We start from the raw sequence: 20,502 nt of genomic DNA on the forward strand, positions 1-20,502 counted from the left end.
GGTCACGACTACCGGCCCGCCGCCTGCTCCATGCGCCGGCGCAGGCTGAGCGGGCGCATGTCGGTCCACACCTCGTCGATCCGCTTCAGGCACTCCTCGCGGGTGCCCTCGGTGCCCTCTGCGCGCCACCCCAGCGGCAGCTCCCGATCGCCCAGCCAGATCGAGTACTGCTCCTCGTCGTTCACCACGACCCGGTACGCGCGCTCATCGGTGTTCTCGTCGGACATGCCGGCTCCTCCTCGGGAAAGGGCAGCCGTGTCGTACGACACGACACTGATCCCACTGCCGGTCACACCCTGCCGGGACGCCGATCGCCGTACGTAGAGAAGAACTGGCAGAAAAACGCGTACGAGCCTTGCCGGGGATTCTCTTTCTGACCCGTGCCTCAGCGGAGAGGCTGAGCCGTGCCGCGTGACCGGCAGCCCAGAGGCCGACAGGAGAAGCGATGAGTACGCCCCGGATGACGGTGCCGCCGCTGCCGCGCGGGCCGGCCGAGAAACCGCTTCCGTTCGTCCTGACCGCCGGTGCGCCGGGGGAGCCGATCGACGGGCGGCTGACCGCCGACCGGGCCGCGATCCGGGCCCGGCTGCGTGAGCACGGGGCCGTCCTGCTGCGCGGGTTCGACGTCGGCGGGGTGGCCGGCTTCGAGGGGGTGGTCCGGGCGCTCTCCGGTGAGCCGCTGGACTACGCCGAGCGCTCGTCGCCCCGCAGCACCATCCAGGGGCGGGTCTACACCTCGACGGACTTCCCGCCAGCCGAGGAGATCTTCCTGCACAACGAGAACTCCTACCAGGCCGACTGGCCCATGGCGCTGTACTTCTACTGCCTGCGTACGCCGGCCACCCTGGGCGCCACCCCGCTCGCCGACACCCGCCTGGTGCGCCAGCGCATCGACCCGGCGGTGTGTGCCGAGTTCGTCGCCCGGGGCTGGCTGGTGGTGCGCAACTTCCACGAGGGCTTCGGCGTGCCCTGGCAGCGGGCGTTCAACACCGACGACCGGGACGAGGTGTCGCGCTACTGCGCCCGCAGCGGCATCGAGGTGGAGTGGACCGGCTCGGGGCTGCGTACCCGCGCCCGACGCGACGCCGTGCACCGGCACCCCGGCACCGGTGAGCTGCTCTGGTTCAACCACGTGACCTTCTTCCACGTGACCACGCTGGCCGAGGAGGTCTGCGCCGGGCTGCGGGAACTGTTCGACGAGACCGAGCTGCCCACGAACACCTACTACGGCGACGGCGGGCGCATCCCCGACGACGTGGTGGCCCACCTGCGGGACTGCTACCGGGCGGCCCAACGACGCTTCGACTGGCAGCGCGACGACGTCCTGGTGGTGGACAACATGCTCGCCGCGCACGCCCGGGAACCGTTCACCGGCGACCGCAGGATCGCCGTGGCGATGGCCGAGCCGTACCGCGCGGCGCTCGCGGCGGCCGGCGCGGCCCCGGGGTGACCGTCGGCGGTGTGCCCGGGACCCTCGCGCACACCGAACCAACTCCCCACGGCATCGCAGCGATGCCCGGCCCGGACACGGAGGCGAAAGACCCATGGCAGACGGCGACAGCCGGTACGTCGGCACCGGCGGGGCGGTGCTGTCCGATCACGAGGGCGGCCACGCCGTGTCGTCGGCGCAGGAGCAGCTCTGGTTCGTCGACCAGCTACGCTCCGGTGCCAGCGAGTATCTCCTGCACCAGGCGGTACGGGTGCGCGGCCCGCTCGACGCCCCGGCGCTGCGGGCCGCGCTGAGCGGGATCAGCGCGCGACACGAGATCCTGCGGACCCGGTACGACACGGTGGACGGACGTGCCGTGCAGGTGATCGACCCGCCCGGCCCGGTCGACGTCGACCTCGTCGACCTGGGCGACTCGCCGGCCGGCGACCGGGACGGCCGCCTCGACGAGGTGCTGGAGGCCACCCTCGACGCCCCCTTCGACCTGCGTGAGGACGCGCCGCTGCGGGCCCGGCTGATCCGGTGCGCGAGCGACGACCACGTCCTGCTGTTGGTGGTGCACCACATCGCCTTCGACGGCTGGTCCTGGGGCGTGCTCGCCAGGGAACTGCACACCCTCTACGGGGCGTTCGTCGCCGGCCGGCCCAGCCCGCTGCCGCCGCTGCCCGTGCAGTACGCGGACTTCGCCGCCTGGCAGCGCGAGAACTGGCTGTCGGGGCCGCACGTCGACGCCCAGGTCGGCTACTGGCGGGAGCGGCTGTCCGGGCTCGGCCCGCTCGACCTGCCGACCGACCGGCCCCGGCCCGCGCACTGGCGGGCCGCCGGCGACGGCCTCACCTTCACCGTGCCGGCGGACCTGGCGACCGCCCTGACCCGGCTCGGCGCGGACCGGGGCGCCACCCCCTTCATGGTCTTCCTCGCCGCCTTCCAGCTCCTGCTCGGCCGGTACGCCGGTCAGAGCGACGTGGCGGTCGGGGTGTCGGTGGCCGGGCGGCACGAGGTCGAGCTGGAGGACCTGATCGGCCTCTTCGTCAACACCGTCGTGCTCCGGGCCGACCTGGCCGCCCCGGCGTGCTTCCTCGACCTGCTCGACCAGGTCCGCGGCACCACTTTGGACGCCTACGACAACCAGCAGGTGCCGTTCGACCGGATCGTCGCCGAGCTGTCCCCGGAACGGGACCTGTCCCGCAACCCGCTGTTTCAGGTGGGGTTCGGGCTGCACAACGCCGACCGGGCCGCCTTCGCCCTGCCCGGCCTGACCGTCACCGAGCAGCCCACCTCGTGGACCTCGGCCGCGTTCGACCTCTCCCTGCAACTGGTCGGGCGACCGGACGGCTCGTACCACGGGGAGGTGGTCTTCCCCACCGCGCTGTTCGACGGCCCCCGGGTGCACCGCATGGTCGCGAACTACCTGCACCTGCTGGCCGCCGTCGTCGTCGCCGGACAGGTCCCACTGGACGAGCTGGACCTGCTGGCCCCCCGGGAGCGCCGCGAGGTGCTCGGCGAGTGGGCCCGGGGCGCCGACCGGCCCGCGGGCCCGGGGCTGCCGGAACTCTTCCTCGCCCAGGCGGCGGCGACCCCCGACGCGACCGCGCTGGTCGCCGACGACGGCACCGAGGTCGGCTACGCCGAGCTGGCCGGGCGCGCCCGGAAGCTCGCCGCGCACCTGCACGCCGTCGGTGTTCGCGTCGGTGCCCCGGTCGGGGTCGCGGTGCACCGCGGGCCGGACCTGGTGACCGCGCTGCTCGGGGTGCTGCTCGCCGGCGGCGTCTACGTGCCCCTCGCCCCCGACCAGCCGGTCGACCGGCTGGAGTTCATGGCGGCCGACGCCGGGGTGTCGGCGCTGGTCACCGAGTCGGCCCTGCGGGGCCTGCTGTCGGCCAATGACGCCCCGGTGGTGCTCGTCGACGCCGCTTACGACACCGGGACCGACGCCGAGGGCGACACCGGGACCGAGGCCGGCCCGGACACCGGGGCCGGGGCCGGTCGCGGCGACGGCACCGCGACGGTGCCGCTGCCGGCCACCGACCCCGACGCCGCCGCCTACGTCATGTACACCTCCGGATCGACCGGCCGGCCCAAGGGCGTCGTGGTCACCCACGCCGGCATCCGCAACCGGGTGCTGTGGTCGGTCGAGCAGTACCGGTTCACCGCCGCCGACCGGGTGCTCCAGAAGACCGCCCTCGGCTTCGACGCCTCCATGTGGGAGTTCCTGGCGCCACTGGTCAGCGGCGGCGCGGTCGTCCTGGCCGCCCCGGACGCCCACCGCGACCCGGGCGCGATGCTGCGGGCGATGCGGGCCCACGGCGTGACGGTGCTGCAACTGGTGCCGTCCGTGCTGCGGGTGCTGCTGCACGAGACCGACCTGTCCGGCTGTGCCGCGCTGCGGCTGGTCTGCTCCGCGGGGGAGCCGCTGCCGGCGGCGCTCTGCGAGCAGCTTCAAGCCCTGCTGCCCGTGGAGGTCTGGAACACCTACGGCCCCACCGAGTGCGCCATCGACGCGACCGCCTGGCGTTACCGCGGTGACGAGGGGACCGGGACCGTGCCGATCGGCCGGCCGCTGCCCGGCTGCGGCGTCCTGCTCCTCGACGCCGACGACCGGCCGGTGCCGGTCGGGGTGGCCGGTCAGCTCTGCCTCGGCGGGGTCGGCCTGGCGCGGGGCTACCTGGGCCGGCCCGCCCTGACCGGGGAGAGGTTCACCCCCAACCCGTACGGCCGCACGCCGGGGGAGCGCCTGTACCGGACCGGGGACCTGGCCCGGTGGCGCGACGACGGCAGCCTGGAGTACCTGGGCCGCCTCGACCACCAGGTCAAGCTGCACGGGGTACGCATCGAGCCGGGCGAGGTCGAGGCGGCCCTGCGGCGGCACCCCACCGTCGACGCGGCGGTGGTGACCCTGCACCGGCCGTCGTCGGGCGACGCGGAGCTGGTCGCGTACGTGGTCCCCGCCGCCGGTGCCCGGATCGATCCGGACGGGCTGCGCGACGCGCTCGCCGACCGGCTGCCCGCCGCGCTGGTCCCCTCCACCGTGATCAGCCTGGACGCCCTCCCGCTGACCGCGAACGGCAAGCTGGACCGCGCGGCCCTGCCGGCGCCCGACGGCCCCCGCCCCGGCGCCGACCGGAGGTACCTGCCGCCGGCCACCGACACCGAGCGGACCGTCGCCGGGATCTGGGCCGAGCTGCTCGGCGTCGAGCGGGTCGGCCGGGACGACAACTTCTTCACCCTCGGCGGCCACTCCCTGCTCGCCATCCGGGGCGTGCTCCGGGTGCGCCGGGCACTCGACGTGGAGCTGACCGTCGGGCAGCTCTTCACCGCCCCCACCGTCGCCCAACTCGCCGCCCTGGTCGACGAGGCCCGCCCCGGCGCCGGGTCCACCGACGAGCCGGCCGACGCGGCGATCCGGCCGGTGACGCGGGACGGGAAGCTGCCGCTCTCCCTCGGCCAGCGCCGGCTGTGGTTCCTGGACCAGCTCGAACCGGGCAGCCTCGAATACCTGATCCCGATCTCGATGCGGCTGACCGGCCCGTTGGACGTGGCGATGTTCCGGCGGGCGCTGGACGCGGTGGTCAACCGGCACGAGATCCTGCGTACCCGCTACCACTCGGTCGACGGCGAGCCGGTGCAGGTGGTCGACCCGCCGGGACCGGTCGGGTGGGAGCTGGTCGACCTCAGCGGCGCACCGGACGTCGTCGACGGTGCCGAGGTGCTGCTGCGGGTCGCGGCCGGCCGGCCCTTCAACCTGGCCACCGAACGCCCGATCCGGGCCCAGGTGATCCGGGTCGCGGGCGACGAGCACCTGGTCGCGCTGACCATGCACCACATCGCGTTCGACGTCTGGTCGATGGACATCCTCCTGCGCGAACTCGACACCCTCTACCGCAGATACGCGCGGGGCGGCGCGGCCACCGCACTGCCCGACCTGCCCGTGCAGTACGCGGACTTCGCGGCCTGGGAGACGGCCCGCCAGGACAGCCCCGAGCTGGACGCGCAGCTCGCCTACTGGTCCCGGCAACTGGCCGGGTCGACCCCGCTGGAGCTGCCCACCGACCGGCCCCGCCCGGCGCTGCGCGACCCGGCCGGTGACAACGTCGTCGTCGACGTGCCGACCGACGTCGGGCGGGCGCTGGCCGAGCTGGGCAACCGGGAGGGCGCCACCCTGTTCATGGTGCTGCTGGCGGCCTTCCAGGTCCTGCTCGGCCGGTACGCCCGGCAGCACGACGTGGCCGTCGGCACCCCGGTCGCCGGCCGGACCCGGCAGGAGACCGAGGACCTGCTCGGCTTCTTCGTCAACAACCTGGTGATGCGCGCCGAGCTGGTCGACGACCAGCCCTTCCCGGTCCTGCTCGACCAGGTGCGCCGCACCGTGACGGACGCGTTCCGCAACCAGGACGTCGCCTTCGAGCGGCTGGTCGACGCGCTGCGGCCGGACCGGGACCTGTCCCGCAATCCGCTGTTCCAGGTGATGTTCGAACTGCAACACCTGGAGCGGATGACCGCGACCCTCGGCCCGACCACCATCGAGCACGTCGACAGCTCCGTCCCGGTGGCCAAGTTCGACCTCACCCTCTCTGTGGAGCAGCACCCGGACGGCCGGCTGCGCTGCTGGTTCGAGTACGCCACCGCGCTCTGGGACCGCCCCGGCATCGAGCGGATGGCCGGGCACTACCTGCACCTGCTCGCCCAGGTGGCGTCCGCGCCGGGAACCGCCCTGCGTGACCTGACCCTGCCCACCGGCGCGGAGCGGGCGTACCTCCTCGGGCCGTTGGCCGGCGAGCCGGTCGCGCCCGCCGGGCCGTTGCGCGCCGCCGCGCCCGCCGGCGCCGGCGTGGTGGAGCTGTTCGGCCGGCGGGTCCGGCAGCACCCGGACGTCGTGGCGGTGGAGTTCGACGGCCGGCGGCTGACCTTCGCCGAGCTGGACACCCGGGCCAACCGGCTCGCCCACCACCTGCGCGGGCTCGGGGTGCGCCCGGAGGTCCCGGTCGCGGTCTGCCTGGAACGCGGCCTGGAGGTGGTGGTCACGCTGCTCGCGGTGCTCAAGGCGGGCGGGGTGTACCTCCCGGTCGACCCGGACCACCCCACCGAGCGGCTGCGCTTCATGCTCGCCGACGCGAGGGCCGCGGTGGTGGTCACCGAGCAAAGCCTCGCCGACCGGGTCGCCGCCGACGGGGTGACCGTGGTCGCCGTGGACGCCGACCGGGCGGTGATCGCCGGTCGGGACGGCACCGCGCCGGACCCGTCGACCGGAGCGGACGACCTCGCCTACGTCATCTACACCTCGGGCTCCACCGGGCGGCCCAAGGGCGTGATGATCCCGCACGGCGCGTACGCCCACCACTGCGAGGTCATCGCCCGCGCGTACGACATCGCACCCGGCGATCGGGTGGTGCTGCTCTCCGCGCTCACCTTCGACGTGGCGATGGACGGCATGATGGCCACCCTGCTGGCCGGGGCGACCCTGGTGGTCAGCGACCCGGTCTTCTGGAGCCCGGCTGAGCTGCCGGACCGGCTCGCCCGGCACCGGATCACCCACATGGAGATCACCCCCGCCTACTACCGGGAGGTGATGGACGCCCTGCCGGCCGGCGACGAACGGCTGCGGCACCTGAAGCTGATGAACGTCGGCAGCGACGTGGTCACCGTCGCCGACGCCCGGCGCTGGGCGGCCACCGGACTGCCCGGCCGGTTCCTGGTCAACTACGGCCCGACCGAGGCCACCGTCACCTGCCTGCTGCACCCGGTCGCGGGCGACCCGCCCGGCGAGCGGAACGAGGCCCTGCCGATCGGCCGCCCGGTCCCCGGCACCCGGACCTACGTGGTCGACGAACACCTGGACCCCGTCCCGGTCGGGGTGCCCGGCGAGCTGCTGCTCGGCGGGGTACGGCTGGCCCGGGGCTACCTGGGCCGGCCCGCACTGACCGCCGACCGGTTCGTGCCCGACCCGTTCGGCGCCGCCCCCGGCGGCCGGCTCTACCGCAGCGGCGACCTGGTCCGGTACCGGCCGGACGGGACGATCGAGTTCCTCGGCCGGATCGACCAGCAGGTCAAGATCCGGGGTTTCCGGATGGAGCTCGGCGAGATCGAGTCGGCCCTGGCCGAGCACCCGGCGGTCCGCGCGGTCGCGGTGGTGGCCCGCGAGACCCAGCCGGGGGAGAAGGGCCTGGTCGCCTACCTGGTCTGCCGGGACGGCACCCCGCCGGCGGTCGGCGAACTCCGGGCCCACCTGCGCGACCGGCTGCCGGACTACATGGTGCCGGCCCAGTGGATGGTGCTGGACGCACTGCCGTTGACCACCAGCAAGAAGGTCGACCGCCGGGCACTGCCCGCCCCGACACCCGTGCGCGCCGACCTCGGCCGGGCGTACGAGGCACCCCGTACCCCGTTGGAGGAGGCCGTGGCCGACATCTGGGCCACCGTGCTGGAGGTCGACCGGGTCGGCGTCCACGACGACTTCTTCGACCTCGGCGGTCACTCGCTGCTCGCCACCCGGGTGCTCGCGCACCTGCGGCAGAGCTTCGACCTCGACCTGCCGCTGCGCCTGCTGTTCGAGCGGACCACCGTGGCCGACCTCGCCGACGCGGTGCACACGGCCATCGAAAACGAGATCTCACGGCTTTCCGACGCCGAGGTGGCGGAACTGCTGAAGGAGGGCAACCTGTGACCGCCAGCCACACCCCGAGCGCGTCCCCGCGACAGGAACTGCTCCAGCGGCGCCTGCGTGGTGCGGGTCGGGCCCGCCGCGCCGACACCATCGCCCCGGCGCCCCGCACCGGCCCGCTGCCGCTCTCCTTCGGGCAGCACCGGCTCTGGGTGCTCGACCAGTTGCAGCCCGGCGGCACCGGTTACCTGATGTCCGTCGGCCTGCGGCTGCGCGGGACGCCGCGCGCCGACGCGCTGCGCCGGGCGTTGACCGAACTGGTCGCCCGGCACGAGATCCTGCGGACCCGGTACGTCGTCGTCGACGGCGAGCCGGCACAGGTCGTCGACCCGCCCGCCCCGGTCGAGTTGACGACGACCGACCTCGGCCACACCGACCGGGAGACGGCCCGGCAGCGCCTCACCGCGCTGCTCGGCACGCCGGACCCGGTCGACCTGGCCGCCGGCCCGGCGCTGCGGGCCCGGCTGGTCCGCCTCGCCGGGGACGAGCACGCCCTGGCGCTCACCATGCACCACATCTCCTCCGACGGCTGGTCCGAGGGGATCATCCTGCGCGAACTGGCCGCCCTGTACGACGCGTTCGTCGCCGGCCGGCCCTCCCCGCTGACCCCGCTGCCCATCCAGTACGCGGACTTCGCGGTCTGGCAGCGGACCCGCTCCGCCGGGGACCGGCTGGACCGGCAGCTCGACCACTGGCGGGACCGGCTGGCCGGGCTGACGCCGTTGGAACTGCCGACCGACCGGCCCCGGCCAGCGGTGTGGAACCCGGACGGCGGGCTGGTCACGTTCACGGTGCCGGCCGCCCTCGCCGGCCGGCTGCGTGACCTGGGCCGGGCGTCGAACGCCACCCCGTTCATGGTGCTGCTGGCCGCGTTCCAGCTCCTGCTGGCCCGCCACACCGGGCAGACCGACGTCGCGGTGGGCACCCCGGCCGCCGGCCGGGACCGCCTGGAGACGCACGGCCTGGTCGGGCTCTTCCTCAACACGCTGGTGCTGCGGACGGACCTGTCCGGCGAGCCGACCTTCGTCGAGGTGCTGGCCCGGGTCCGCGAGGCGGTGCTGGACGCGCAGTCCCACCAGGACGTGCCGTTCGAGCGGATCGTGGACGCCCTGTCCCCGGAACGCGACCTGTCGCGCAACCCGCTGTTCCAGACCATGTTCCTCTTCCAGGAGGGCGGGTCGGCCGGCTTCGACGCGGGTGGCCTGGTGGGGGAGGAGCTTGACGCCGGCCCGACCACGGCGAAGTTCGACCTGACGCTCGGGCTGACCGAGGAGGCGGACGGCTCCCTCTCCGGCGGGGTGGACTTCCCGACGGCGCTGTTCGACGACGCGACCGTGCGGCGGCTGGCCGGGCACTACCAGCGGTTGCTGAGCGCCGTCGTCGCCGACCCGGACGCCCCGGTCACCCGGCTGCCCCTGCTCACCGACGCCGAGACCGCCCAACTCGCGGCGTGGAACGACACCGCCGTCGACCACCCCCGGCACACCCTGACCGGGCTGCTGGACACGCAGGCGGCCCGTACGCCCGACGCGGTCGCGCTGCGCTTCGACGGCGCGGAACTGTCGTACGGCCGGCTGCACGCCGAGGCCGCCGTCCTCGCGCGGCGTCTGCGCGACGCCGGGGTCGGGCCGGAGTCCGTCGTGGCCGTCTGCCTGCCGCGCGGCCTGGACCTGATGCGGGCGCTGGTGGCGGTCCTGAAGGCCGGCGCCGCCTACCTGCCGCTGGACCCGGACCTGCCGGCGCGGCGGCGCGCCTTCATGGTGCGCGACTCGGGCGCCCAGCTCGTGGTCGACGAGGACTTCCTGGCCGCCGCCGAGGAGGACAACTCCGCCGACGGCGACCCGCAACCGTCGGCGGAGATCACGCCCGGGCACGCCGCCTACCTCATCTACACCTCCGGGTCGACCGGCCGGCCCAAGGGCGCCCTGATCGAGCACGGCGCGATCGTCAACCGCCTGCGGTGGATGCAGGACGCCTACCGCCTCGACGCCTCGGACCGGGTGCTGCAGAAGACGCCGGTCGGGTTCGACGTGTCGGTGTGGGAGCTCTTCTGGCCGTTGATCACCGGCGCGACGCTGGTCCTCGCCCGCCCCGGCGGGCACCGCGATCCCGCGTACCTGGCCGACGTGATCCGCACGGAGGGGATCACCACCGTCCACTTCGTACCGTCGATGTTGCGGGCCTTCCTGGCCGAGCCCGTCGGGGCGCTGCCGTCCCTGCGGCGGCTGATCTGCAGCGGCGAGGCGCTGCCGCCCGACCTGGCCGAGCGGGTGCACGAGCGGATCGGCTGCGAGCTGCACAACCTGTACGGCCCCACGGAGACCGCGGTCGACGTCACCGCGACGCGGTGCGAGCCCGGCGAGCCGGTCACCATCGGCCGCCCGATCGCCAACACCACCGCCCACATCGTCGACGCCGCCGGGCAGCCCGTGCCGGTCGGGGTGCCCGGCGAGCTGCTGATCGGTGGCGTGCAGCTCGCCCGGGGCTACCTGGGCCGGGCCGCGCTGACCGCCGAACGGTTCGTTCCCGACCCGTTCGCCGCCGCGCCGGGGCGGCGCCTGTACCGCACCGGTGACCTGGCCCGCTACCGTCCCGACGGCGGCATCGAGTACCTGGGCCGGATCGACCACCAGGTGAAGATCCGCGGCCAGCGCGTCGAGTTCGGCGAGGTCGAGGCCCTGCTGTACGAGGCTCCCGGCGTCACCGCGGCGGCGGTGGCCGTACACGACGAGCAGCTCGTCGGCTACCTCGTCGGGCCGGAGACCGTCGAGCGGGTGCGCGCGTACCTGGTCGACCGCCTGCCGGACGCGATGGTCCCGGCGCGCTGGACGATCCTGCCCGCCCTGCCGCTGACCGCCAACGGCAAGGTGGACCGCCGCGCCCTGCCGGCACCCGAGGCGGCGTCGGGCGCGGCGGGCGGCGGCCACGTCGCCCCGCGCGACGAGACCGAGAAGCGGATCGCCGACGCGTTCGCCGTGGCGCTCGGCCTCGACACGGTCGGCGTGACGGAGAGCTTCTTCCTGCTCGGCGGCGACTCGATGCGGGCGATCCGGATGGTGGGGCTGCTGCGCGCGGCCGGCCTCACCGTGTCGGTCCAGGACCTGTTCACCCACCAGAGCGTGGCCGAGCTGGCGGGCGTGGCCGTGCGGACCGGGCCGGCCGAGGAGACCGAGTCGACCGTCGGCCGGTTCGCGCTGGTGGGCGACGCGGACCGCAGCCGGCTGCCGGACGGGCTCGTCGACGCCTATCCGATCACCCAGAACCAGGCGGGCATGCTGTTCGAGATGCTCTCCGGCGGCGACCGGCCGGTCTACCGCAACGTCTCCTGCTACGGGATCACCGACCAGCAGCCCTTCTCCCTGGACGCGCTGCGGGAGGCCGGCCGGCTGCTCACGGACCGGCACGAGATCCTGCGTACGTCGTTCGACCTGTCCCACTACTCCGAGCTGATGCAGCTCGTCCACGCGTCGGTCGACCTGCCCATCGGCTACGACGACCTGCGTGGGCTGCGGCCCGACGAGCAGGAGGAGGCGGTACGCGCACACCTGCGGGCCGAGCGCGTCCGACCGTTCGACATCACCACGGCGCCGCTGCTGCGCTACCACGTGCACCAGCTCGGCGACTGCGAATGGCGGCTGACCCACTCGGAGAGCCACGCGATCCTCGACGGCTGGAGCCACACCTCCACGGTGGCGATGCTGATCTCGCTGTACCGGACGCTGCGCCGGGGCGAGCGGCCCGCCCTGCCGCCACCGCCGGCGGTGCGCTTCGCCGACCTCGTCGCCCGCGAACGCGCGTCCCTCGCCTCGGCGACGGACCGTGGCTTCTGGGCGGCGACCGTGGCCGGGTCGGACCGGCTCGAACTCCCGCCGGAGTGGGGCACCGGGTCGGACGCCCCGGCGAACGTCGTCGAGGTGCCGTGGGCCGACCTGCGGCCCGCACTGCGCCGGCTCTCCGCCGCCGCCGGCACCTCCCTGAAGAGCGTGCTGCACGCCGCGCACCTCAAGGTGCTGAGCGTCGTCACCGGCCGGCAGCGCTTCTTCACCGGCCTGCTGTGCAACGGCCGGCCCGAGCGGCTGCGCGGCGACGAGGTCTTCGGCATGTACCTCAACACCGTGCCGTTCGCCGCCGATACCTCCGCCCGCACCTGGCGGGCCCTGGTGCAGGCCGTCTTCGCCGGCGAGGCGCGCCTCTGGCCGCACCGCCGCTACCCGCTGCCGGCCATGCAACGCCAGTGGGGCAACGGCTCGCCACTGCTGCGGGTCGGCTTCTCGTACCTGGACTTCCACGTGCTCGACGGTTCCGCCGAGTCGGTCGGGATGGTCGACGACTTCAGCCCGAGCAGCGTCGGGCTGGACGTGTGGACCTTCCCGGGGGTCCTGCGGCTGGGCGCCCGGCCCGCCGACATCGACCGGCCGTACCTCGAACTGCTGGCCCGGACCTACCGGCACGTGCTGGAGGCGATGGCCGCCGACCCCGACGGCGACACGGACGTCGGCCTGAGCGCCGCCGACCGGGCCTGGGCGGTCGAGGCGCACCAGCCCGTCGAGCCGTTCCCGGCGACCCCGTTCGTCCACGACCTCGTCGCCCGGCGCGCGGCCGCCGCGCCCGCCGCGGTGGCGGTACGGCACGGCGACGCCACGCTCACCTACGGGCAGCTCGACGACCGGTCCGACCGGCTCGCCGCGCGCCTGGGAGAGCTGGGCGTCCGGGCCGACACGGTCGTCGGCATCCACCTGCCCCGCGGGATCGACCTCGTCGTCGCGATGCTGGCGGTCCTCAAGGCCGGCGGGGCGTACCTGCCGCTCGATCCCGCCTATCCCGCCGAGCGGGTCGGCGACATGGTCCGCGACGCGGCGCCCGTGGTCGTGCTGACCGACGGCGACCTGGCCCCGCGCCTGCCGTGCACGACGGCGACGGTGCTGGTCGCCGACCTCGCGAACGGCCGGCCCTTGGCGGCCTACCCGCCAACGGCACGGCTCAGCGGGGACAACCTCGCCTACGTCATCTACACGTCGGGCTCCACCGGGCGGCCCAAGGGCGTCGCGGTCACCCACCGCGCCGTGCTCAACTTCTGCCACGCCCAGCGGCGGGTCCTGCAAGCGCGGCCCGGCGACGAGGTGCTCCAGTTCGCCTCGCCCAGCTTCGACGCCTCGGTCTGGGAGATCCTGCTGGCCCTCGCCAACGGCGCGGCGCTGGTGCTGCCCCCGCCGGACGCCGACCCCGGCGACCTCCGCCGCCACGCGGCCGAGCTCACCCACATGACCCTGCCGCCGCCGCTGCTGGACCGCCTCGACCCGGCCGACTTCCCGCGCCTGCGGGTGCTGGTCACCGGTGGCGAGGCGTGCACGGCCGAGCAGGCGGCGCGGTGGGCCGACCGGGTCCGCGTGCTGCACGCGTACGGGCCCACCGAGACCACCGTCGTCGCCACCATCGCCGAGCTGCGGGCCACGGACACGGCACCGCCGCCGATCGGGCTCCCGCTGGACAACGTGCGCGCCTACGTCGTCGACGACGAAATGCGCCTGCTGCCTCCCGGCGTACGCGGGGAACTGGTCCTCGGCGGGGCGGGAGTGGTGCGCGGGTACCTCAACCGGCCGGCGCTCACCGCCGAGCGGTTCGTGCCGGACCCGTACGCGTCGCGACCGGGCGAGCGCATGTACCGCACCGGCGACGTGGTCTCCCGGGACCCCGACGGCACCCTGCACTTCCACGGGCGCCGGGACCACCAGGTCAAGGTCCGCGGGTTCCGGATCGAGCTCGGCGAGATCGAGCACGCCCTCGCCGCCCACCCGGCGGTCGCCGCCGCCGTGGTCGCCGTGCACCGGGCCGGCACCCCGGACGCCTCGCTCGTCGCCTACACCCGCCCCGCGGACGCGACCGCGGCGTCCCCGGCCGAGCTGCGCGACCACCTGCGGGAGCGGTTGCCGCAGCACCTCGTCCCGCACCACTACCTGGCCGTGGACGACTTCCCGTACACCCGCAACGGCAAGGTCGACCGGGCCGCCCTCCCGGCGCCGGACGGCTCGCGGCCGGTGACGGACGTCGAGTACGTCGCGCCGCGCTCGGACGTCGAGAGGCACATCGCCACCGCCTGGAGCGAGGCGCTCGGCATCGAGCGGATCGGCGTGCACGACGACTTCTTCGCCCTCGGCGGCCACTCGCTGGCGATGATGCGACTGACCGCGACGCTGCGCAGCCGGCATGGCTACGAGCTGACGTTCGGCTCGTTCGTCGAACACCGCACCGTCGCCGGGCTGGCCGCGACACTCCAGGACCCGGCGGCGACGGCCGGCGCGATGATGTGGCTGCGGCGCGGTGGCGACGGCCGGCCCCCGCTGTTCTGCGTGCACCCCGGTGGCGGCAGCGCCCACTGGTACCTGCGCCTGGCCCCGCACCTGCCCCCGGACCAGCCGGTCGCGGCGTTCGAATGGCCGGGCCCGCACCCGGGGGGCACGCCCACCACGGCGCAGATGGCCGAACGCTACGGCGACGAACTCCGCCGGGCCCAACCGCACGGGCCGTACCGGCTGTTCAGCTGGTGCGGCGGCAGCGGCATCGCCAGCGAGATGGCCCACCGGCTGGTCGAGGACGGGCACGAGGTGACGCTGATCCTGCTCGATCCGGGCCTGGACATCCACACCCGCGCCGACGCCTGGAACGAACTCGCCCTGATCCGCCGCCTGGAGTCGCTGCTGCACGAGGTGGGCACCGGTGGCGACGAGGCCGACACGCCGGAACGCCGCCGGGAGATCCTCGACCTGCTCGAACACCTCGTCGACGACATCGACGAGGAGACCGGCATCGCGCTGCCCGAGCGCGGCGTGGGGGACTCGTGGCCGCGGCAGGTACGGATCTGGCGCGAGGTCATGGAGGTGGACGTCGAGTACCGGCACCGGCCCTGGCCGGGTCGGCTGGAACTGATCGTCAGCGACGAACTCGCCGACGGCCAGCACGAGGTCACCTCCGGCCAGAGCTACCCGGACTACCTGGCGCGCTGGGAGGAGCTCTGCACCGGCGGCGTGCGGGTGCACCGGGTGCCGGGTGACCACTTCAGCGTCATCAAGCCGCCGCACGTCACCACGCTCGCCCGCGTCATCGCCGACGTGCTGGGTGAGGGCTGACCGTCTGTCACGGATGCCGGCCGCGCCCGCCGTGCGCGGCCGGACGAGAGGAAGAACTGGATGAGTACCCACACGAGCCCGCCACCCCTACGGGTGGCCATCGTGGGCACGGGCAACATCGGCACGGACCTGCTGTTGAAGGTCGAGGCGTCCCCCCTGTTGGAGTGCGTCCTGTTCGCCGGGCGCCGCGCCGGATCACCCGGGATCGAGCTGGCCGAGCGGCACGGGGTGCCGACCAGCGTGGCCGGCATCGACGCGGTCACCGCCCGCGCCGAGCACATCGACCTGGTCTGCGACGCGACCTCGGCCGACGACGCCACCCGCCACTGGTCGGTCGTCGCGCCCACCGGGCTGCCGTTCGTCGACCTCACGCCGGCGCACCTCGGGAAGTTCTGCGTACCGGCGCTCAACCTGGACGACTGCCTCGACGAGCAGTACCTCAGCATGGTCACCTGCGGGGGACAGGCGGCGGTCCCGATGGCCCACTGCATGGCGGAGGCCGCGGAGGGCATCGACTACCTGGAGATCGTCTCGGCCAGCGCCTCGGCCACCGTCGGCCCCGCGTCCCGGGCCAACCTGGACGAGTACGTGCACACCACCGAGCAGGCGACCATCGAGTTCTGCGGCGTGCGACGCACCAAGACCGTGCTGGTCATCAACCCCGCCGAGCCCGGCATCGTCATGCGCAACTCGATCGCGGTGACGACCGCCGAACGGATCGACATGGACGCCCTGCGCGCGTCCGTCGCCATGATGGAGAAGCAGATCAGGTCGTACGTCCCCGGCTACCGCGTCGTCGTCCCGCCGGTGGCCGTCGGGGACCGGATCACGATCACGGTGGAGGTCGAGGGCCGGGGCGACTGGTTCCCGCGCTACGCCGGCAACCTCGACATCATCACCTGCGCCGCCCTCGCGGTCGCGGAGGCCCGGGCGGAACGGCGGCGGTCATGAGCGGCGCACCGAAACTCAGCATCTGCGACACGACCCTGCGCGACGGCAACCACGCGGTCGGCCACCAACTCGGTCGCGCGGACATCAGCGCCTACGCGCGGGCGGCCGAGGCCGCCGGGGTGGACGTCGTCGAGGTCGGCCACGGCAACGGCCTCGGCGCCTCCTCCATCCAGGTCGGCATGGCCGCGCTCAGCGACGCCGAGATGCTGCGGGCCGCCAAGGCCGAGCTGCGTACCGCCCGCCTCGGCGTGCTGTCCATCCCCGGGTTCGCCAGCGTCGAGCGCGACCTCAAGCCGGCGCTGGACCACGGCGTGGACGAGGTCCGGGTCGGCGCGCACTGCACCGAGGCGGACGTCACCCGGCAGCAGGTCACGATGCTGCGGGCGATGGGCGTCGCCGTCAAGGGGATGCTGTTGATGAGCCACATGGCCTCCGCGGCGAAGCTGCTGGAACAGGCCCGGCTCATGCAGGGCTACGGCGCCGAGGCGGTCATCCTGATGGATTCCGCCGGCGCGTACACGCCGGAGAAGGTCCGCGAGAAGGTCGGCGAACTCGTCGAGCACCTCGACATCGCGGTCGGTTTCCACGCGCACAACAACCTCGGCATGTCGGTCGTCAACAGCATGACGGCGATCGAGGCAGGCGCCACCATCGTCGATGTCACGGCGCGCGGCTTCGGCGCGGGCGCGGGCAACGCACCGATCGAGCTCGTCGCGGCCAACCTGCACGTCGGGCAGGTCGAGACCGACATCCAGCTCTTCGGCGCGCTGGACGCGGCCGACGTGGCACAGGAGCGGTTCGTCAAGCACGTGCCCACCAACGACAGCGTCACCATCGCCAGCGGGATCGCCGGCGTGTTCTCCGGGTTCGCCGCGCCGGTGCGGCGCGCGAGCGCCCGCTTCGGCGTCGACCCCCGCAGGATCCTGCTGGAGCTGGGCAACCGCCGGGTGGTGGCGGGCCAGGAGGACACCATCATCGAGGTCGCCATGTCGCTGGCCGCCGAGCAGAGCCATTGAGCCGGTACGCGGGCCCTCCGGGCCCGCATCACCCGACGCAGGGCTGGCACCACCTCACCAAGGGCTCGCATCACCTCACCAAGGGCTCGCATCACCTGACGTAGGAGGACCAATGCAACGCCATTCCTCGCTCGACGAGGCGGCCGACCTGGCCGGTGTCGCCGCGCTGCTGCAGATCGGCGCGGAGATCGGGGTGGACCGGCTGCTGGACTCGGGCGGCACGTTCGACGCCGCCGAGCTGGCCAGGACCGCCGACCTCCCGCAGGCCGGCGTGGAGGACTACCTCGCCGCGCTGGTCGCCGCCGGGCTGGTGGTCGGCACGGACGTCCCGGACCGCTTCCGGGCGGCCGAGGACTACCCGGACCGGCGGTACGCGGCCGGTTACGTGTCCTGGGCCATGAGCGCCAACGGGCCGTTCCTCGCCAACGCCCGGGAGTTCCTGACCGACCGCGACGCGGCGGCCCGGGTCCACCGGCGGAACGGACGCCGGGTGGCGGTCAGTTCGAGGTGGATCGGCGAGCGGGCGTTCTATCCGCCGATCGTCGACCGGGTCGCCTCGGCCGGCGCCTCGCACGTGGCCGACCTCGGCGCCGGCGCCGGCGGGCTGCTCATCGAGCTCCTGGGGCGGGACCCGGGGCGTACCGGCGTGGCGCTCGACAGCAGCGGCGCCGCGTGTGAAGCCGCGCGGGAGGCCGCCGCCGCGGCGGGGGTGGCCGACCGGCTCCGGGTCGTCGAGCGTACGGTCCAGTCCCTCGCGGACGATCCCGGACCGGTCGAGGGCGCGGACGCCGTGCTGGCGTGCTTCGTCATGCACGACATCGTGGCGGACGAGTCGGTGGCCAAGGAGGTGCTGGGCGCCTGCCGCGACGCGCTGGCGCCGGGCGGGTTCATGGCGGTCGCCGACGCGGTCTCCTATGCGCCCGACCCCGCGGAGCGGAGGTTCAGCGCGCTCTTCACCTACCTGCACGCCAGCTTCATGCGGGTGACCCTGCCGACCGAGCGGCAGTGGCTGGACACGTTCCGGTCCGCCGGCTTCTCCGAGACGGCGTGCGTACCGCTCGGCGTGCCCGGCGGTCGGCTCTTCGTGGCGGCCAGGTAGTGGCCACCATGCTGTCGCTGCACCGCGCGCTCGCGGGGGAACTCAGGACGGCGGCGCGGACCCTTCGCGCCGTACCGCCGATCTCGGCCCGGCATCCGCAGCTCGACCTGGCGGACGCCTACGCCATCCAGAGCGAGCTGCGCGAGATGGAACTGGCCGAGGGCGCGGTCCTGGCCGGGCTCAAGATCGGTGCGACGAGCGAGGCGATCCAGTCGATGTTCGGCATCGACCATCCCGACTTCGGCTACCTGACCGACCGGATGGTCCTCGACGACGGCGCCGACCTCGACCTGGGCCGGTTCATCGCGCCGAAGGTCGAGGGCGAGATCGCGTTCCGGTTCGCGCAGGACGTCACCGGCCCGACCGTGACCGCGCACGACGTGCTGGCCGCCACCGCGGAGGTCCTGCCGGCGCTGGAGGTGCTCGACAGCCGGATCCGGGACTGGCGGATCGGCCTCGTGGACACCGTCGCCGACAACGCGTCGTCGGCGTTGGCCGTCCTCGGCGCCGGCGTGCCGCCCGGCACGGCGGACCTGGCCGGCGCACGCATGGAGCTGCGTAGCCGCCACGGCGTGCAGGCGGGGCGGGGCTCGGCCGTGATGGGCCATCCGGCCGAGTCCGTGGCCTGCCTGGTCCGCATCCTGTCCAGGTTCGGCACCGGGATCAGGGCCGGGCAGCTCGTGCTCTCCGGATCCTGGGCGGCGGCGGTGGACCTCGTGCCGGGGGACACCGTGCGGGCCTCCTTCGGCGCCCTGGGTCAGGTCGCGCTGACCACCCGCGGCTGACGTGCCCCCGGGCCCCGCCGGGCCCCGGCACCGCCCGGCGGTCGGGGAGCACGCACCCGACCGACCTGTTTCGACGACGAGACGACTACGACCGAGGAGACCCCGGACCGATGACCATGCTGGTGGACGAGACGGTACCGCCGCACAAGGCGGCCTACGACTTCTCCCTCTTCGAGGCGATGGAGTCGGAGGTGCGTTACTACTGCCGCAAGTTTCCGGTGGTGTTCGACCGGGCCCGGGGCGCCGAGCTCTACGCCGAGGACGGTCGGATGTTCACCGACTTCTTCTGCGGCGCCGGCACCCTGAACTACGGCCACAACCATCCCCACCTCAAGCGTCGCATCACGGAGTACCTCGCCAGGGACGGCGTGATGCACGGCCTGGACATGTACACCGTGGCGAAGCGGACCTTCCTGAGCCGGCTCCGCGAGCAGGTGCTGGCCCCGCGCGGGCTGGACCACAAGGTGCAGTTCTGCGGGCCGACCGGCACCGACGCGGTGGAGGCGGCGCTGAAGGTGGCCCGCCGGGCCACGGGACGCCGCGGCGTGGTCTCCTTCACCGGGGCCTACCACGGCATGTCCCGGGGGTCGCTTGCGGTCAGCGGTGGCCGCCGGGCCCGCGCCGCCGGGCAGGTGGGCACGGCGGACGTGACGTTCGTGCCGTACGAGGACGGTCCGGCGGGGCCCTTCGACTCGATCGGCTACCTGGAGCGGATGCTGTCCGACCCGTCGTCGGGGCTGGACCTCCCGGCCGCCGTGATCGTCGAACCGTTGCAGATGGAGGGCGGGGTGTACCCGGCGTCGGCCGACTGGCTGCGCCGGCTGCGCGACCTGACCACCCGGTACGGCGTCCTGCTCATCTTCGACGAGATCCAGTCCGGCTGCGGACGCACCGGCACGTTCTTCTGCTTCGAACACGCCGGCGTGGTGCCGGACATCATCACCGTCTCCAAGGCGATCGGCGGGTACGGGCTGCCGCTGTCGCTGGTGCTGTTCCGGCCGGAACTCGACGTCTGGTCGCCGGGGGAGCACACGGGCACCTTCCGGGGCAACCAGCTCGCCTTCGTCGCCGGCGCCGCCGCCTGCGAACTCTGGGGCCAGGACGGATTCCGGACCACCGCCGCGGTCGGCGCCCGGCGACTGGAGCGCTTCGGCGCCGACCTGCGCGACAGCGAACCGGCGCTCGCCGTCCGGGGCCTGGGCATGGTCCTCGGCATCGACCTGCGGGCGGCCGGGGGCGCCGAGCGGGCCGATCGGATCCAGCGGCGCTGCTTCGAGACCGGGCTGATCGTCGAACTCTGCGGGCGCGACGACGAGGTGATCAAGGTGATGCCGCCGCTCACCATCGACCTCGCCCGGCTGGAGCGGGGCCTCGCCGTCCTGCACCGGGCCATCCGGGCCAGCTGACCGCCGCCCGCCACCG

Annotated in this window: 9 protein-coding genes; 8 read left to right on the forward strand and 1 reads right to left on the reverse strand. The window is 74.1% G+C overall.

Annotated elements, in window-relative coordinates; all coding sequences use genetic code 11:
* Positions 1 to 8 precede the first annotated feature (8 nt).
* Complete coding sequence (locus ABZ573_RS24620; protein WP_091630286.1) at positions 9 to 227, reverse strand: MbtH family NRPS accessory protein; 219 nt, start codon at positions 225 to 227, stop codon at positions 9 to 11.
* A gap of 218 nt (positions 228 to 445) precedes the next feature.
* On the opposite strand from ABZ573_RS24620, the gene ABZ573_RS24625 reads away from it, so the two are divergent.
* From ABZ573_RS24625 to ABZ573_RS24660, 8 genes are all read left to right on the forward strand, one after another.
* Entirely contained in the window at positions 446 to 1,450 is a 1,005-nt protein-coding gene (locus ABZ573_RS24625; protein WP_327028841.1) for a TauD/TfdA family dioxygenase, read from the forward strand.
* A gap of 139 nt (positions 1,451 to 1,589) precedes the next feature.
* Positions 1,590 to 8,108: an amino acid adenylation domain-containing protein gene (locus ABZ573_RS24630; RefSeq protein WP_358121355.1), complete on the forward strand. Its 6,519-nt coding sequence runs from the start codon at positions 1,590 to 1,592 to the stop codon at positions 8,106 to 8,108.
* The gene (locus ABZ573_RS24635; RefSeq protein ID WP_358121304.1) at positions 8,105 to 15,229 is read left to right on the forward strand and encodes an amino acid adenylation domain-containing protein; all 7,125 of its coding nucleotides are present in this window, start codon (positions 8,105 to 8,107) and stop codon (positions 15,227 to 15,229) included. Before ABZ573_RS24630 ends, ABZ573_RS24635 begins: the two co-directional genes overlap by 4 nt.
* A 60-nt stretch (positions 15,230 to 15,289) precedes the next feature.
* Complete coding sequence (locus ABZ573_RS24640; RefSeq protein ID WP_327028839.1) at positions 15,290 to 16,180, forward strand: acetaldehyde dehydrogenase (acetylating); 891 nt, start codon at positions 15,290 to 15,292, stop codon at positions 16,178 to 16,180.
* Positions 16,177 to 17,196 carry a 4-hydroxy-2-oxovalerate aldolase gene (dmpG, locus tag ABZ573_RS24645; RefSeq protein ID WP_132240580.1) on the forward strand — a complete coding sequence of 340 codons (1,020 nt, stop codon included), beginning with the start codon at positions 16,177 to 16,179 and terminating at the stop codon, positions 17,194 to 17,196. Before ABZ573_RS24640 ends, dmpG begins: the two co-directional genes overlap by 4 nt.
* Before the next feature lie 112 nt (positions 17,197 to 17,308).
* Complete coding sequence (locus ABZ573_RS24650; RefSeq protein WP_151453860.1) at positions 17,309 to 18,295, forward strand: class I SAM-dependent methyltransferase; 987 nt, start codon at positions 17,309 to 17,311, stop codon at positions 18,293 to 18,295.
* Positions 18,296 to 18,303: 8 nt separating this feature from the next.
* A complete protein-coding gene (locus ABZ573_RS24655) occupies positions 18,304 to 19,080 on the forward strand; it encodes a fumarylacetoacetate hydrolase family protein (RefSeq protein ID WP_358121357.1) in 777 nt (258 codons plus the stop codon).
* Between the two features lie 110 nt (positions 19,081 to 19,190).
* The gene (locus tag ABZ573_RS24660) at positions 19,191 to 20,486 is read left to right on the forward strand and encodes an aspartate aminotransferase family protein (protein ID WP_358121307.1); all 1,296 of its coding nucleotides are present in this window, start codon (positions 19,191 to 19,193) and stop codon (positions 20,484 to 20,486) included.
* Positions 20,487 to 20,502 lie beyond the last annotated feature (16 nt).

The sequence above is a fragment of the Micromonospora sp. NPDC007220 genome (assembly GCF_040634035.1).
In the GTDB taxonomy this organism is placed as follows: domain Bacteria; phylum Actinomycetota; class Actinomycetes; order Mycobacteriales; family Micromonosporaceae; genus Micromonospora; species Micromonospora reichwaldensis.